General features: G+C 56.0%; 15 protein-coding genes. 8 read left to right on the plus strand and 7 right to left on the minus strand.

All coding sequences use genetic code 11. The features are described 5' to 3' along the window. Window positions 1-23: 23 nt before the first annotated feature. The 3 genes from phoA to IMQ33_RS23665 all read right to left on the minus strand — a co-directional run bounded on the left by phoA (window position 24) and on the right by IMQ33_RS23665 (window position 3,043). On the minus strand, window positions 24-1,436 hold the full coding sequence (phoA, locus tag IMQ33_RS23655; RefSeq protein WP_196062785.1) for an alkaline phosphatase: 1,413 nt from the start codon (window positions 1,434-1,436) through the stop codon (window positions 24-26). Between the two features lie 138 nt (window positions 1,437-1,574). Beyond that, window positions 1,575-2,282 carry a glutathione S-transferase N-terminal domain-containing protein gene (locus IMQ33_RS23660; RefSeq protein ID WP_024531249.1) on the minus strand — a complete coding sequence of 236 codons (708 nt, stop codon included), beginning with the start codon at window positions 2,280-2,282 and terminating at the stop codon, window positions 1,575-1,577. A gap of 77 nt (window positions 2,283-2,359) precedes the next feature. Beyond that, window positions 2,360-3,043: a helix-turn-helix transcriptional regulator gene (locus IMQ33_RS23665; RefSeq protein WP_074031722.1), complete on the minus strand. Its 684-nt coding sequence runs from the start codon at window positions 3,041-3,043 to the stop codon at window positions 2,360-2,362. 79 nt (window positions 3,044-3,122) lie between these two features. Between IMQ33_RS23665 and IMQ33_RS23670 the strand changes: the two genes are divergently transcribed. Further along, window positions 3,123-4,100, plus strand: coding sequence for a cytochrome P450 (locus IMQ33_RS23670; RefSeq protein WP_196062786.1), 978 nt, complete (start codon window positions 3,123-3,125; stop codon window positions 4,098-4,100). Further along, window positions 4,081-4,425 (plus strand): antibiotic biosynthesis monooxygenase, encoded by a 345-nt coding sequence (locus IMQ33_RS23675; RefSeq protein ID WP_024531252.1) that lies wholly within the window; start codon window positions 4,081-4,083, stop codon window positions 4,423-4,425. The genes IMQ33_RS23670 and IMQ33_RS23675 overlap by 20 nt, the downstream gene beginning before the upstream one ends. A gap of 63 nt (window positions 4,426-4,488) precedes the next feature. Here IMQ33_RS23675 and cynS read toward each other — a convergent pair whose 3' ends face one another. Next, window positions 4,489-4,959 (minus strand): cyanase, encoded by a 471-nt coding sequence (gene cynS, locus IMQ33_RS23680; protein ID WP_024531253.1) that lies wholly within the window; start codon window positions 4,957-4,959, stop codon window positions 4,489-4,491. Window positions 4,960-4,985: 26 nt separating this feature from the next. Next, entirely contained in the window at window positions 4,986-5,639 is a 654-nt protein-coding gene (locus IMQ33_RS23685) for a carbonic anhydrase (protein WP_196062787.1), read from the minus strand. Window positions 5,640-5,757: 118 nt separating this feature from the next. Between IMQ33_RS23685 and cynR the strand changes: the two genes are divergently transcribed. Continuing rightward, window positions 5,758-6,645 carry a transcriptional regulator CynR gene (gene cynR / locus IMQ33_RS23690; RefSeq protein WP_024531254.1) on the plus strand — a complete coding sequence of 296 codons (888 nt, stop codon included), beginning with the start codon at window positions 5,758-5,760 and terminating at the stop codon, window positions 6,643-6,645. 176 nt (window positions 6,646-6,821) lie between these two features. Further along, on the plus strand, window positions 6,822-8,414 hold the full coding sequence (locus IMQ33_RS23695) for an ABC-F family ATPase (protein WP_071784492.1): 1,593 nt from the start codon (window positions 6,822-6,824) through the stop codon (window positions 8,412-8,414). A gap of 252 nt (window positions 8,415-8,666) precedes the next feature. Here IMQ33_RS23695 and moeB read toward each other — a convergent pair whose 3' ends face one another. Continuing rightward, entirely contained in the window at window positions 8,667-9,467 is an 801-nt protein-coding gene (gene moeB / locus IMQ33_RS23700) for a molybdopterin-synthase adenylyltransferase MoeB (protein WP_196062788.1), read from the minus strand. Between the two features lie 2 nt (window positions 9,468-9,469). Continuing rightward, entirely contained in the window at window positions 9,470-10,708 is a 1,239-nt protein-coding gene (gene moeA / locus IMQ33_RS23705) for a molybdopterin molybdotransferase MoeA (RefSeq protein WP_196062789.1), read from the minus strand. A 118-nt stretch (window positions 10,709-10,826) separates the two neighbouring features. Here moeA and IMQ33_RS23710 point away from each other — a divergent pair, with 118 nt between their 5' ends. From IMQ33_RS23710 to gsiB, 4 genes are all read left to right on the plus strand, one after another. Beyond that, window positions 10,827-11,363 (plus strand): DUF924 family protein, encoded by a 537-nt coding sequence (locus IMQ33_RS23710; RefSeq protein WP_065686888.1) that lies wholly within the window; start codon window positions 10,827-10,829, stop codon window positions 11,361-11,363. Between the two features lie 340 nt (window positions 11,364-11,703). Continuing rightward, window positions 11,704-12,663 (plus strand): isoaspartyl peptidase/L-asparaginase family protein, encoded by a 960-nt coding sequence (locus IMQ33_RS23715; RefSeq protein WP_161739949.1) that lies wholly within the window; start codon window positions 11,704-11,706, stop codon window positions 12,661-12,663. A gap of 19 nt (window positions 12,664-12,682) precedes the next feature. Next, window positions 12,683-14,560: a dipeptide ABC transporter ATP-binding protein gene (locus IMQ33_RS23720; RefSeq protein WP_098927993.1), complete on the plus strand. Its 1,878-nt coding sequence runs from the start codon at window positions 12,683-12,685 to the stop codon at window positions 14,558-14,560. 25 nt (window positions 14,561-14,585) lie between these two features. Then, window positions 14,586-16,121 (plus strand): glutathione ABC transporter substrate-binding protein GsiB, encoded by a 1,536-nt coding sequence (gene gsiB / locus IMQ33_RS23725; RefSeq protein ID WP_196062790.1) that lies wholly within the window; start codon window positions 14,586-14,588, stop codon window positions 16,119-16,121. Window positions 16,122-16,362 lie beyond the last annotated feature (241 nt).

Consider the following 16,362-nt stretch of genomic DNA (forward strand, 5'->3'; position numbering starts at 1 on the left):
TGAGGGGAACACGCCCCTCTGGTTCACTTGATGTTCATGGCGTCGCGCATGGTGAAGAACAGGTCGGTCTGATCGGTCAGCCCCACAATGTTGGCGGCATGCGGGCCATAAGCGGCAACGCGCAACTGAGTACCGGTATGGCCCTGAGAGCCTTCTTCCGAGTTGCCATAGCTGATGGTCATCACCGCGCCGTCTTTGGTGGTTAATGATTGGGTCAGCCCCGGTGCCTTGGCCTTGGCGGCAATAATCTGGCTGGAATGAGCGTGGTCGGCGGTGACGATCACCAGGGTATTACCATCGGCGCGGGCGAACTCCAACGCTTTTTGTACTGCCTCATCCAGATCGACCGTTTCGCCAAACTGGCCGCATGGGTTGGCATCATGATCCTGTTTGTCGATGGACGCCCCTTCCACCTGCAGGAAGAAACCGTTGGGGTTGTTCTTCAGCAGCTCGAGGGCTTTCTCGGTCATCGCCGCCAGCGTTGGCACATTGGTGCCGCGCTCTGGGTTATTCTCACAGGTCACCGCAGGCTGATCGAGATTACCGTGGTAGGACGCTTTTGGCCCCTTCCAGCGTACTGGCATATTGCCTGGCGCAAACAGGCCTAACAACGGCTTTTGCTGATTGGCGAGGTTAATCGCGTTCAGACTTTCGGCATCCTCCACCCATTGGTAGCCTAACGCGGCGGCTTGGGCTTTCAGCGTTTTCCCCTGCCATTCACCGCTTTTCGCCAACTGAGCGAAGGATTTTGCCCCACCGCCTAGCGTGACGTCGGCACGGGTTTTAATCAACTGCTCGGTGATTGATCCGTGCCCGCCGTTTTCAAGCGCGTTGCTGGCACATTGCTCACTGGTCTCCTCTGGGCCGTAGCACTTGCGCGAGGTTACGTGCGAAACCAGTGCCGCAGGTGTGGCATCTTGCAGTTCCGCCGTTGATACGTTGCCTGTGGCTTTACCTGCGGCCTTGGCCAGTTCCAAAATCGTCGGTTGATCTTTGCCATTCACATCCACGCCCAACGCGCCGTTGTAGGTTTTGACGCCGGTAGCCCAGGCGGTGGCCGAGGCGGCAGAGTCGGTGACGTAGTCCGGTTTATGGCTTTTCTTATCCAGCGAGTAGTGGGTGTATTGGCCGGTCAGCGGCAGGGCATCGATCCCCTTGAAATAACCGCCTGCGCCTTCGGCATAGTTGCGTGCACCGGTGATTTCCGAATCGCCCATGCCGTCGCCGATTAGCAGGATTACGTTTTTGGCGGTTTTATTCGACAGCGAAGCTTGCAGGGCGGCGGTTTGATCGCCTGCCAAACGGCGTGCACCGCCGGGTTCGGTAATATCGCCACGAGCCGCGCGGTTGTTGAGTTGATTGTTGTCGGCCAGGGCGGTGGAGCATAACAGAGCGGATAATACGGCACCGGTGATCAGGGAAACGGACTGCTGCATGGGTAGAGCTCCTTGTCGTAATACAAAAATACGGTTGGCATTATTTTGTTACAGGGGAGAGTAGAGCAGGAAAGTGACATTTTTATGACGAGAGACGTGGGAAGAGGGATAGCCTTTCCTGGCTATCCCAATGGGTTATCAGGCTTGGCGGGCAGGAATATTGATGCCGCGCTGTACGGCTGGCCTTGCCAATCCGCGTTCCAGCCATTGGCCAACGACTGGGAAATTATCGAACTCCACCACGTCGCGGGCCTCATAAAAACCGATCAGGTTGCGTACCCAGCCGAGCAGGGAGATATCGGCAATGGTGTATTCCTTACCCATGATCCAATCGCGCCCTTGCAGCCGTTCTTCAAGCACACCCAGCAGCCGTTTGGACTCCTTCTGGTAGCGTTCAAATGGCCGTTTGTCTTCATATTCACGTCCGGCGAATTTGTGGAAGAAGCCTAGCTGACCGAACATTGGCCCAACGGACGCCATCTGGAAAAACACCCACTGGATGGTTTCATAACGCTGCGCGGGATCCTTGGGTAACAACTGACCGCATTTCTCTGCCAGATACAGCAGGATAGCCCCGGACTCGAATAGCGCTAACGGTTTACCGTCAGGGCCGGCAGGATCGAGGATCGCCGGGATTTTACCGTTAGGGTTGAGCGACAGGAACTCCGGCGTCCAGGTTTCATTTTTGCCGATATCGATCAGGTGTGCCTCATAGGGTAGGCCGATCTCTTCGAGCATGATGGAGACTTTCACTCCGTTAGGGGTCGGCAGCGAGTAGAGTTGTAACCGTTCTGGATGCTTGGCGGGCCAACGTTTGGCGATCGGGAATTGGTTAATATCGGACATGATAACTCCTCGGATATGACGGGATCGTCAACAGGTAAACCCATTGAGTATGGCAGCTAAGCTAGCGCGTCAGGCATTCAAAGCGCCAGGCCAAAATGTGCGCTCAGCGCTTTTCTACCGGCGGCGGTCAGTTGCAGCTCACGGCTGTCTAGCTGGCGCTGAACCCATCCGCGCTTTTCAAATGCGGCCAATATGGCAGCGCCCAGAGCGCCACCGAGGTGAGCCTTGCGTTCGCTCCAGTCCAGACAATCGCAGGCAAAGCGCCGCCGGGTCGGGGCTGGGGAGCAATCGATACCCAACTGTGTCAAGGCAGCCTGCCCAGCCTCACTAAGCTGATAGTCGTTATCCCCGATTAGCCAGGCCCGTGCCAGCAACTGATGATGTAATTGGACCGCGATCTCACCTGCCATGTGGTCATAGCAGGTTCGTGCATAACGTAATGAGGCCGGAGTGCTACTTTTGACCGTCGGGCGTTCTACACCGGCCAACGCCATCAGGCTTTCCAGCATGTCGGCCACCGGCTTGCCCGCCAGACGGTAAAAGCGATTGCGGCCCTGTTTGACACAGCCGATCAGATTCTGTTCCTGCAAACGTGCCAGATGACTGCTGGCGGTGGAGGCCGCGACGTCCACCGCTGCACTCAGTTCCGTTGCGGTATAGGCGCGCCCATCCATCAGCAGGCACAGCATGCGCGCTCGGGTGCGATCGGCGATAGCGGCCGTCAATGCGGCCAGGCGGTCTTCAAGCGTATTGTCATTCATACTTCGAGAATAACCGAAGTATTGCTGCACGTCTAACCCGACAATGGCTGCTCTCTATTCTCATCTGAAGGAAATTGCCATGGCGGCCTGCCCCTTTTCAGTTGCATCGCGGCAAGCGGTGCGTGAAGCCTTAACCCATCCTCACCTCGGCGTTCGCCCCAAGGATGAGCCGGTGCCCGCAGCTTTAATTGGGACGCCCGCTCAATCGATTTTCGCCTCTCTGGTACGTATGAATGATGGTGCCGGACAGCGTGAATTAAAGGGGGCGATCGAGGCGACTCTGGCCACGTTCACAGACGATGACATCCGCCAGACTACGGCTTGCGTGGCTCAACGGTTAGCGGCCGGTTTGACAACGGCAGAGCAACTCACCCGGTTTAACTACGCTTTGCCGATTTGCGTGCTGGCTGACTTATTGGGCGTGGCCCATCAGGATCGATCTGCCTTGGTGGATGAGGTGTTGGACTTTGTGCGCTGTATTGCTCCTGGCGGTAGCGCAGAGCAGATGGCTGCGGGGGCCATTGCCGCCGGAAAATTGCAAACTCGTATGCAGCAGGCCGATGGGCCGCTGTTCTATCAATTGTGCCAATACATTGGCGATCGTGCTCCGGCGATAGCCAATGCCATCGGGCTACTGTTCCAAGCCTGTGAGGGGACCGCCGGATTAATCGGCCAGACGCTGTTACTGACAAGTCAGCGCCATCAACCGGCAGAGGTGTTGATCCAGGCGGTGTTGCAGCAAACTCCGCCGATCCATACTACCCGCAGGTTTGCGCGACAGGCTACGTTGCTTGATGGTCAAACGCTGGCGGTGGGGCAGAGCGTATTGGTGCAGTTGAAAACGCCGCAGGAGAGTTTTGCCTTTGGTCATGGTGCTCATCGTTGCCCAGGAGAACGTTGGGCACGGTTGATCGCCTTGGTGGGGATCGGCCATTTATCCAAACTCAACCTTAAGCCCGAACTGTTAGGCCATTTTCGCTGGCGTGTTTCGCAAAATGCGCGTGTACCTGAATTTTATACTGCCGAGGAGAACGATGATGATCGCGGTGATTTTTGAACTACGGGCTGCCGCTGGGCAGCGGGAAACCTATCTAGAGTTGGCGGCGGAGCTGAAACCGTTGCTGGCAGAAATTGACGGCTTTATCTCTATCGAACGTTTTCAGAGCTTGAGCGAGCCGGACAAGTTGTTATCGCTGTCGTTCTGGCGTGATGAGGCGGCGGTACAGCAGTGGCGCAACCTGGAGCAACACCGTCAGGCCCAGGCGCGTGGCAGGCATGAGGTGTTGGAATATTACCGGCTGCGGGTGGCAGAGGTGGTGCGGGATTATGGGTTAGAACCGCGTGAGCAGGCTCCGGCGGATAGCCTCCGTTTTCATGGTTGAATGATCCAGCGCCGAGGTTCCGGCGCTGGATTGTATTAACTTAATAATTTGATAACTTAATGCTTAAAATGGCTTGGTTGGCAGGTACTTACCATCCAGCGTGATCACCGCACGTTCACCGCCATCGGGGTCCTGGACCTTTTTGATATCCAGCTTGAAGTTGATCGCGCTGATCACCCCGTCACCAAATTGTTCATGTACCAGCGCCCGCAGGGTTGAGCCGTAGATCTGCACCATCTCGTAGAAACGATAAATAGTCGGGTCGGTCGGCACACCGCCGGGGATACTGCCGCGTACCGGGATGGCTTGCAGCAGGCGCACCGCATCTTCATCCAAACCCAATTTTGCTGCAACCACGCGGGCGGCCTGTTCCGGCAACGGGTGTTGGCCAAGCAGTGCGGCGGTGACGAACGCCAGGCTCAAGCCGGTGCCTTGGTTAATCGCCTCAAAGGTCAGGCCTTGGCGGACTTTGGCATCCATGATGATGTCGGTCAGGTTCTGGCGTGCGCAAGTGTTTTGTAGAGATTGTGTCATGTGAAATCCTCTTGATGATTAATAGGTTAGAAACGTTGCATGGCTGGGCTGGCGGTGACGCTCGGGTTGCTCGCCAGCGGTACGAAACGGCGGGTATTGCCATCTAATGCGTCTATACAGCCGGTGGCGATATCGTAGATCCAGCCATGCAGCCGCAGATTGCCTCGATCAAGCGCTAGCGCGACCGAAGGGTGAGTTTTCAGGTTGGTGAGCTGGGCGATGACATTTTCTCGCACCATCGAATTAATACGATCGTGCTCGCTGGCGTGTTCATTGGCCTGATTGACCGCCTTGGCGGCATCGGCATAGCGCAGCCAGTTGGCCACGGTGGGCATGTGATCCAGGCATTTGCAGGTGGCAATGGCGGTCATGGCGCCGCAATCGGAATGGCCGCAAATCACGATATCCTCTACGCCAAGCGCAGCAACGGCATATTCCACCGAGGCTGAAACACCACCGGGCTCTGGCCCGAAAGAAGGGACGATATTGCCTGCGTTGCGGATGACGAACAGGTCGCCTGGTTCGCGTTGGGTGATCAGCTCCGGCACCAATCGGCTGTCGGAACATGAGATAAATAGGGTGCGCGGGTTCTGGCTGGTAGCCAGACGTTTGAACAGCTCTGTACGCTCAACAAAAGCCTCGCGCTTGAACTTCAGAAAACCGTCAATAACCTCTTGCATGGTGACTCCATCAATGTGTGGCTTGCTTTCAATGGAGGCAAGAATGGACTTTTCTAGCTATAGGTTCCAAGACTCATTTATAATCGTCACGATAGGGATAACTAATAGTTGAGGCGTTATGTTACTGCGGCACATACGTTACTTTTTGGCGGTAGCCGAGCAGGGGAACTTTACCCGGGCGGCGGAGGTGCTGCATGTTTCTCAGCCCACCTTGTCACAGCAGATCAAACAGTTGGAAGAGACGTTACAGGTAGAACTGTTTGACCGTTCCGGGCGGAGGGTGCAACTCACCGATGCGGGTCAGGCATGGATGCGCTATGCCCGGTTGGCATTACAGGATCTGGATGCTGGCAAGCGGGCCATTCAGGATGTCGCGACGTTGGAACGCGGCAACCTGCGCTTGGCCATGACGCCGACCTTTACCTCCTACCTGATTGGCCCGTTGGTCGACGGCTTTTACCGGCGCTACCCAGGTATTACGCTGAATATCCGTGAAATGACGCAGGATAAGATGGAGGCGTTATTGTGCGATGACCAATTGGATCTCGGGATTGCCTTCGAGCCGGTTCACTCTGCGGATATAGCCGCGACCAGGCTGTTCACGGAGCGGCTGCAACTGATGGTGGGGAAGGGGCATCAGCTTACCAAGCACCGCGCTGCCTTGAACGTAGCGGAGGTGCAACAGGTGCCATTGGTGCTACTCAACGGTGACTTCGCCACGCGTCACTACGTGGACGAATATTGCCAGCAGCACGCGATCCATCCTCAGGTTGCCATGGAGGCGAATGCGATTAGCGCCATCGTCGAGATTGTGCGCCACGGCCAGCTCGCGACCATTCTGCCGCAGGCCATTGCACGGAGTAATCCGCTGCTGCTGCCGATTAAGCTGTCGGTTCCCATGCCCGAACGCCATGCTGTGGTGTTGCAACGCAAAGAGGGCTACCGCAGTGCAGCTTCACGGGCGTTGATTGCGATGTTGCAAGATCAGGTCAAGGAAATGGGCTAAAAAAGTGACGGGTTTGGTTATCCGTTAATTCGTTCTGATGGGGATATTTAGCTGGCGAATATCTCCACACCCCGAGCGCCGAGCAAATCTTCACCAAAACTTCCCACGATCTCTGTGTTGCGTTATGGCATAATGCGCGCCAAATCACATTCCCAATCAAATTAAGAGCGAGCGCTGTGTTAAGCACTAACAACATCACTATGCAGTTCGGCAGTAAGCCGTTGTTTGAAAACATCTCTGTCAAATTTGGCGGCGGTAACCGCTATGGTCTGATCGGAGCCAACGGCTGCGGTAAATCGACGTTCATGAAAATCCTCGGTGGCGATCTGGCGCCGAGCGGCGGTAACGTGTTCCTGGATCCGAATGAGCGCCTGGGTAAACTGCGCCAGGATCAGTTCGCTTTTGAACAGTTCAGCGTGCTGGACACCGTGATCATGGGCCACACCGAACTGTGGGCGGTGAAGGAAGAGCGCGACCGCATCTATGCCATGGCGGAGATGAGCGAAGAAGACGGTTATAAAGTGGCCGATCTGGAAGTGGCCTATGGCGAGATGGATGGCTACACCGCAGAAGCACGTGCCGGGGAGTTGCTGCTCGGCGTGGGGATCCCGGTAGAACAGCATTATGGCCCGATGAGCGAGATCGCTCCCGGCTTCAAACTGCGTGTCCTGTTGGCTCAGGCCCTGTTCTCCGATCCGGAAATCCTGCTGCTCGACGAACCAACGAACAACCTGGACATCGATACCATTCGCTGGCTGGAGCAGGTGCTGAACGAACGTAACAGCACCATGATCATCATTTCGCACGACCGTCACTTCCTGAACATGGTTTGTACCCACATGGCGGATCTGGACTACGGCGAACTGCGTGTCTATCCAGGCAACTACGACGAATACATGACGGCGGCTACCCAGGCTCGTGAGCGCCTGATGTCTGACAACGCCAAAAAGAAGGCGCAGATTAACGAATTGCAATCCTTCGTTAGCCGCTTCAGCGCCAACGCCTCAAAATCCAAGCAGGCTACCTCCCGTGCCCGCCAGATCGACAAGATCCAGTTGGAAGAGGTGAAAGCCTCTAGCCGTCAGAACCCGTTCATTCGTTTTGAACAGGACAAGAAACTGTTCCGTAACGCGCTGGAAGTGGAAGCGCTGGCCAAAGGCTTCGACAACGGCCCGCTGTTCAGCAAACTCAACCTGATGGTTGAAGTAGGCGAGAAAGTGGCGATCCTGGGTGCCAACGGTATCGGTAAATCTACCCTGCTGAAAACGCTGGTGGGTGACCTGCAACCGGATAACGGCAGCGTGAAATGGTCTGAAAACGCCAAGATCGGTTACTACGCACAGGATCACGAATACGAGTTCGATGAAACCCTGAGTGTGTTCGACTGGATGAGCCAGTGGAAGCAGGAAAAGGACGATGAGCAGGCGGTACGCAGCATTCTTGGCCGCCTGTTGTTCAGCCAGGACGATATCAAGAAGCGCGTAAAAGTGCTGTCCGGTGGTGAGAAGGGCCGTATGCTGTTCGGCAAGATCATGATGCAGCGCCCGAACATCCTGATCATGGATGAACCGACCAACCACATGGATATGGAATCCATCGAGTCACTGAACATGGCGTTGGAAATGTATGAAGGTACCCTGATCTTCGTTTCCCACGACCGTGAGTTCGTTAGCTCGCTGGCCACACGCGTTCTGGAAATGACCCCGAACAAGGTGATCGACTTTACCGGCAACTACGAAGACTACCTGCGTAGCCAGGGTATCAACTGATCCCTTCGAGTCGCCCCTCATCCCAACCCTCTCCCACAGTGAGAGGGAGCAGTCCAGAGCGATTGGTTAGCTCGTACTGCTTCAAAACGTGATGAGTAGAGAAAGATAGGTAATACGCAGAAGAATTAACGAACTCAACCCGTTCCCTCTCCCACAGGGAGAGGGAGCAGTCCAGAGCGATAGGTTAGCCCGTACTGCTTCGGAACGTGATGAGTAGAGAAAGATAGGTATTACGCAGAAGAATTAACGAACTCAATCCGTTCCCTCTCCCTTTGGGAGAGGGCTAGGGTGAGGGGCCGCATCTTTACCACACACCTCACACCGCGGATCCTTCGGCAGCTTCATCTCGCGAAACTGCATGCTCATCGCATCAAACATCAACAACTTCCCCACCAAAGGCTGGCCATAGTTTGCCAACAACTTGATGGCTTCCATCGCCTGTAATGTACCGATAGTGCCGACTAAAGGGGCCATCACGCCCGCTTCAACGCAGGTCAGCGCGTTTTCCCCAAACAGCCTGCTCAGGCAGCGATAGCAGGGCTGTTCCGGTTGATAGGTAAAGACGCTGAGCTGGCCCTCCATGCGGATAGCGGCTCCTGATACCAGCGGTTTACGCTGTGCATGGCACAGGTGGTTGAGCATATCGCGGGTCGCCACGTTATCGGTACAGTCCAGTACCACGTCGCAAGCGGCAATCTGCGCCGCCATTTGCTCGTCATCCAGCTGTGTGTCTAGGGTATCAATACGGATATGAGGATTGATGGCGCTCAGCTCAATGCGGGCGGATTCGACCTTCTCCATACCAATGCGGTCATCCCGGTGCAGGATCTGGCGCTGTAGATTGGAGAGGGAAACCGTGTCGAAATCAACCAGCGTCAGATGGCCGACGCCAGCGGCAGCCAAATAAGGCGCCGCCGCACAGCCCAGCCCGCCAAGCCCAACGATCAGCACGTGCGCCGCCTGCAGCTTTTCCTGACCGTCGAAGTCGAAACCCCGCAGTACGATCTGGCGGTTGTAGCGCAGCGCTTGTGCATCGGTTAATTCCGGCAGCATGTTCAGTTCCTCAGCAACGCATTGAAAGGTTCGATCTCTACTGTCTCACCAGCGGCCACCGAGCCACGTTCGCGCTCCAGCACGATAAAGCAGTTACCCTGGCTGAATGAGCTGAACACGTGGGAACCCTGATGGCCGGTGGTGCTCACTTCCAGCTCGCCTTGGGCATTGCTGGTGAAGATACCGCGCTGGAAATCGAGGCGACCCGGCGACTTTTTCAGTGGCGTCAGAGCGCGAGCTTTCAGGCGGGGTGGCAGTTGCCATTCGGTGTGACCGGCCAGCTTGGCCAGCAGCGGTTGCACCAGTTGATAGAAAGTCAAAGCAGCAGAGACCGGGTTGCCAGGTAGGCCACAGAACCAGGCGTGCTGGAGCTTGCCGAAAGCAAAAGGTTTGCCCGGCTTGATGGCCAGCTTCCAGAAGCTGACTTTGCCCAGTTCATCCAGCATCTGCTTGGTGTAATCGGCTTCACCGACGGAAACGCCGCCGCTGCTGATCACCACGTCGGCCTCGCTATCCGCCTGGATAAAGGCCGCGCGTAATGCTTCCTGATTATCACGAATAATCCCCAGATCGATCACCGTGCAGCCGAGCTGTTCCAGCATCAGGCGTACGGCAAAGCGGTTGGTGTCGTAGATCTGCCCGGCTTGCAGTGGCTGGCCGACCGGCTGCAATTCGTCACCGGTAGAGAATACCGCCACCTTCAATTTACGCATCACCTGGACATCGGCCACGCCCAATGAGGCCAGTAATGGCAGCTGTGCTGCCCCCAGGGTGATCCCAGCGGGTAGCACGCTCGCCCCGCGCAGGATATCTTCCCCCGCCAAACGGATATTTTGCCCGGCGTTTACCGGGGCGTTGAAACGCACTCCAGCCTCGGTCACTTCAGCCTGCTCTTGCATGATCACCGCATCCGCGCCGGCTGGAATTGGTGCTCCGGTCATGATGCGTACGCAGGTGTTGGCAAGCCAAGTATCCGTAAACGGAGCACCGGCAAAGGCTTTACCCGCTACCGGTAAAGGAGAGTCGCCGTTCAGGTCACTTAGACGTACTACGTAGCCGTCCATTGCCGAGTTGGCGAAGGGCGGAACATCGATAGGGGAGACCACCGGGGCGGCGGTAATGCGCCCGGCTGCGCTGGTCAAGGCGATAGATTCGCTCTGTTGCAGTGGCGCGATCTGGGAGAGCATTTTCTCCAGTGCCTGCTCAAGAGAAATGAGGTCAGAAGTATGACAGTGATCCATAAACAAAACTCCGTAATCGGCGTGCGCGAATTTTTCGGCAAAGTAGGGCTATTATGGCAGATAACGCCGTGGTGGAGAAACCTGGTTAACGTATTGAAATCAATAACAGGAGACAGTGATGCACCAGCACGTACTGGATTTTTGGTTCGAAGAGATCGACCCAGTCATGTGGTTTAAAAAGGACGATGAGTTCGATCGTGTGCTGCACACCCGCTTTGGCCAACTGTGGCAGGCGGCATCCCAAGGGGAACTGGCGCATTGGCGCGCAACCATCAAAGGCAGACTGGCGGAAATCATCGTGCTCGATCAGTTCAGCCGTAATCTGTTTCGCAACACGCCACGCTCCTTTGCTTGTGACGGAATGGCGCTGGTGCTGGCTCAGGAAGCGATTGCCACTGGATTATGTGAAAACCTGACGGTCGAGCAGCGCGGCTTCCTCTATTTGCCGTTTATGCATTCCGAATCCGCCTTGATCCACCAGCAGGCGTTAGAGCTGTTTCGCCAATTAAATAATGGTGACCAGTTGGAGTTTGAAATACGTCATAAAGCCATAATCGATCGTTTTGGACGTTATCCCCATCGTAACGAGATATTAGGCCGGGAATCTACGCTTGAGGAGCAGGAATTTCTGCAACAACCGGGATCGGGTTTCTAAATATTTTTCATTGGCGTGTAAGCGGGGAATAGCGGAGAGGGGCATGGGATAACGCTTATTAAACATGAACCAAACCGGGCTATTTCCTGCTGCCGCCAATAGGCCGGTTAAATCTGTCAGCGGTAAATGAAAAGCCAGATAACCCACTGTTTTTATAACATTTGGCTCTTTCAATGCACAAAATAGTCTAAGCAGGCTACGCTTAATGCTTGGCGACGACTTTGTGCTTTACATCGATTGCCGGGCTAAATATAGTCGAAAAAGGCTAAATAATAATTCTCTCTCCATTTTCATGCGGTACCTGCTTGAATTGCCGCGGATAGATACAGGTGTCAGGCCAATGAGCAAACCAGTGATTGCCATTCATGGTGGTGCGGGCGCAATTACCCGTGCGGCATTGAGTGCAGAGAAAGAACAAGATTATATCCAGGCGCTTTCCGACATTGTGGCTGCCGGGCAGGCTATTCTGGCCGCAGGCGGCAGCGCACTGGACGCGGTAACGGAGGCAGTCAGGCTGCTGGAAGAGTGCCCGCTGTTCAACGCAGGTAAAGGCTCGGTATTTACCCACCAAGGCACTCATGAGCTGGATGCCTGCGTGATGGATGGCCGTACCTGTGATGCCGGGGCGGTCGCCGGGGTCAGCCGGATACGTAACCCGGTACTTGCCGCGCGTACGGTGCTGGAAAACAGCACTCATGTGCTGTTTGGCGGGGAAGGGGCAGAAAGATTTGCCGCCAATCACGGCCTGGAAATGGTCGATCCCGATTTCTTCTTTACCCAGGAACGTTTTGACCAACTGCACCGTGCTCAGGCAGAGCAGGGCCGGGTGTTGCTCGATCACGACGGTGCGGCGGCGCTCAGCGGTGACCCACTGGATCCCGATCGCAAATTTGGCACCGTGGGGGCGGTAGCGCTGGATGCCTTGGGCAACCTGGCAGCGGCCACCTCAACCGGCGGCATGACCAATAAGGCGGCAGGGCGCATTGGTGATACGCCGATTATTGGTGCCGGTTGCTATGCCAACAACGCCACGGTGGCTGTCTCCAGCACCGGTACCGGCGAAATCTTTATGCGCACCGTCGCGGCCTACGACGTGTCTGCACTGATTGAATATGCCGGTCTAACCCTGCAACAGGCCTGCGATAAAGTGGTGATGGAAAAGCTGTTGGCACTGGGCGGTAGCGGCGGGCTGATTGCCATCGATCGTTTTGGCAACGTCGCACTGCCGTTTAACAGTGAAGGAATGTATCGCGGTTTCGGCTATGTCGGCGATGCCCCTTCCGTAGGTATCTACCGCTGAATGCTTGCCGGGAGGGCAAATGACCGATACGGCCATCCAGCCACAGGCAGAACGTGGGCTGATTTTACCGCCCGAGCGCGTCTTGGCGGTGAGCGATCTGTGCGTACAATTCCGCCAAGAAGGCGACGTCATTGAGGCGGTGCGCCATCTGGATTTCGACGTCGATCGTGGCGAAACTCTGGCAATCGTTGGAGAATCTGGTTCTGGCAAGTCGGTCACCTCACTGGCGTTGATGCGTCTGGTCGAGCAGGGCGGCGGTGAGTTGACCAGCGGCGCGATGCATTTTCGCCGGCGTAACGGTCAGGTGCTCGATCTGGCCAAGGCTAAACAGAGCACCTTGCGAACTTTACGCGGCGCTGATATGGCGATGATTTTTCAAGAACCGATGACCTCGCTCAACCCGGTGTTTCCGGTGGGGGAGCAGATCGCCGAATCTCTGCGTCTGCATCAGGGTATGGATCACCGCAGTGCCAAACGTGAAGCACTGCGTATGCTCGATCTGGTGCGTATTCCCGAGGCCAAAAACGTCCTTGGCCGCTATCCGCATCAACTGTCTGGCGGGATGCGCCAGCGGGTGATGATTGCCATGGCGCTGTCGTGCAAACCGGCGCTGCTGATTGCCGATGAACCTACCACCGCGCTGGACGTCACCATTCAGGCGCAAATCCTGCAGCTGATCCGCGTGTTGCAGCAGGAAATGCACATGGGTGTGATCTTCATTACGCACGATATGGGCGTGGTGGCGGAGATTGCCGATCGGGTACTGGTGATGCACCAAGGCGAAAAGGTGGAACAAGGGGAGGTGCGCTCGTTGTTTGCCGCTCCGCAGCAGCCTTACACTCAAGCTTTGTTGGCCGCCGTACCGCAGCTGGGCGCGATGGCAGATAAAGACTTCCCGGCAAAATTTCCGTTAGCTGGCGTTGACGATAATGACCAGCCGCAAGACACCATACCCGCAGGAGCTACGCCGATCTTGCAGGTAGAAAATCTGGTCACGCGCTTCGATCTGCGCAGCGGCATTCTCAACCGCGTCACGCGCCGTGTGCATGCGGTGGAAAATATCAGCTTTGACCTCTATCCCGGCGAAACGCTGGGGTTGGTCGGCGAATCTGGCTGTGGCAAATCCACCACTGGCCGTTCACTGTTGAAGCTGGTCGATAGCCAACGCGGCACCATTACTTTCAACGGCCAACAGATCAACCGCTTGAAAGGCTCTGCCTTACAGCATTTACGCCGTGATATTCAGTTTATCTTTCAAGACCCTTACGCTTCCCTGGACCCACGGCTCACCGTTGGTTTCTCCATCATGGAGCCTTTGCTGGTGCACAACGTCGCTCGCGGGGCGGAGGCCGAAAAACGGGTAGCCTGGTTATTGGAGCGGGTGGGGCTGAAGCCGGAACATGCGCGGCGTTATCCGCATGAGTTCTCCGGTGGTCAACGCCAACGTATTTGCATTGCCCGTGCGTTGGCACTCAACCCGAAAGTGGTGATTGCCGATGAGGCGGTCTCCGCGTTGGATGTGTCGATCCAGGCGCAAATTGTCAATCTGCTGCTCGATTTACAGCGTGAATTGGGCATCGCATTTCTGTTTATTTCCCACGATATGGCGGTAGTGGAACGAGTCTGCCATCGTGTCGCGGTGATGTATCTGGGCCAGATTGTGGAGATCGGCCCACGCCGCGCGGTGTTTGAAAACCCGCAGCACGCCTATACCCGTAAGCTGATGGCCGCCGTGCCGGTGGCCGATCCCACCCATGCACATAAACGCCAGCCGTTGCTGGTGGATGAAATACCCAGCCCGATCCGTGGGCTGGATGATGAACCCGTTACCGCACCTTTAGTGCAGGTAGGGCCAGGGCACTTTGTGGCCCGCCACCCTATTGCCGGTGCCTTTTAGCCTTGCCTCAGGAGAGTTAAGCACTATGACTAAGCACACATTCAAGCGTAATGTTTTGGCCGCCGTACTGCTGGTCGCCGCTGCTGGCCCGGCTTGGGCTGCCAAGGATGCGGTGATTGCCGTAGCGTCCAACTTCACCACGCTCGACCCGTACGATGCCAACGACACCTTGTCGCAGGCGGTCGCCAAATCCTTCTATCAGGGGCTGTTTGGCTTTGATAAGGATATGAAGCTGGTGAACGTATTGGCAGACAGCTACGACGTTAGCAAAGACGGCTTGACCTACACCATCAAGCTCCAGCCGGGGGTAAAATTCCACGACGGCAGCGCGTTCGATGCCGAAGCGGTCAAGGTTAACCTGGATCGCGCCAGTAACCCGGATAGTCGCCTGAAACGCTACAACCTGTTCAAGATGATCGATAAAACCGAAGTGGTCGATCCCACCACGGTCAAGATCGTGCTGAAAGCGCCATTCTCGGCGTTTATCAACAACCTGGCACACCCGGCGGCGGCGATGATTTCCCCGGCGGCCCTCAAGCAGTATGGCAAGGAGATCGGTTTCCATCCGGTGGGGACCGGCCCTTACCAGTTTGAAACCTGGAACCAGACCGACTATGTGAAAGTGAAGAAATTCGACGGTTACTGGAAAGCGGGCCTACCGAAGCTGGACAGCATCACCTGGCGGCCGGTAGTGGATAACAACACCCGTGCGGCGATGCTGCAAACCGGTGAAGCGACCTTTGCTTTCCCAATCCCTTATGAGCAAGCCAAGGTGCTGGAGAAAAACAGCAAGCTGGATCTGGTGGCCGCGCCGTCGATCCTGCAACGCTACATCAGCATGAACGTGACGCAGAAACCGTTCGATAACCCAAAGGTACGCCAGGCACTGAACTATGCGATCAACAAGGACGCGCTGATTAAGGTGGCGTTCTCTGGGTTTGCCGTTCCGGCGGAAGGCCCGGTGCCTCCGGCCATTGATTTTGCTACCCGTTACAACGCTTGGCCATACGATCCAGCCAAGGCGCGTGAGCTGCTGAAAGAAGCAGGCTATCCGAACGGGTTTACTACCACGCTGTGGTCTTCCCATAACCACAGCACCGCGCAGAAAGTGTTGCAGTTTGCTCAGCAGCAACTGGCGCAGGTTGGGGTCAAAGTGACCGTTACCGCGATGGATGCTGGCCAACGTGCGGCGCAGGTGGAGAGCGTGGGCGTGAAGGACACTGGCGTGCGTATGTTCTATACCGGCTGGTCTGCCTCGACCGGCGAAGCCGACTGGGCGCTGACGCCGTTATTTGCCACCCAATCCGCACCGCCTAAGCAGTTCAACACCGCGTTCTACAGCAATCCACAGGTCGACAAGGATCTGGCTGATGCGTTAGCCACCACCGATCGTGCCCAGAAGCAGGCTTTGTACAAAGATGCACAAGATCGCATTTGGGCCGATGCGCCTTGGATTTTCCTGGTGACGGAGCGCCTGTTGTCAGCCAACAACAAACAGCTGAGCGGTTTCTACGTGATGCCGGATACCTCGTTTAACTTTGATAACGCGGATTTGAAATAAGCCCTCACCCCAACCCTCTCCCACAGGGAGAGGGAGAAGATGGGTATTGTGAGCAGATACAGGCGTTAATTTATGGCACTGTTCCGGTGGTGAGGTTAGCAACGGAACTTAATTAGTAGCACATTCAGTCCCCTCTCCCTGTGGGAGAGAGCGGATGGGTATTGTGAACAGTTACAGGCGTTAATTTATGGCACTGTTCCGGTGGTGAGGTTAGCAACGGAACTTAATTAGTAGCACATTC

Origin of the sequence: Serratia sp. Res13-Sevr-LER1-36-b (assembly GCF_015673035.1) — a bacterium.
GTDB classification, from domain to species: domain Bacteria; phylum Pseudomonadota; class Gammaproteobacteria; order Enterobacterales; family Enterobacteriaceae; genus Chania; species Chania fonticola_C.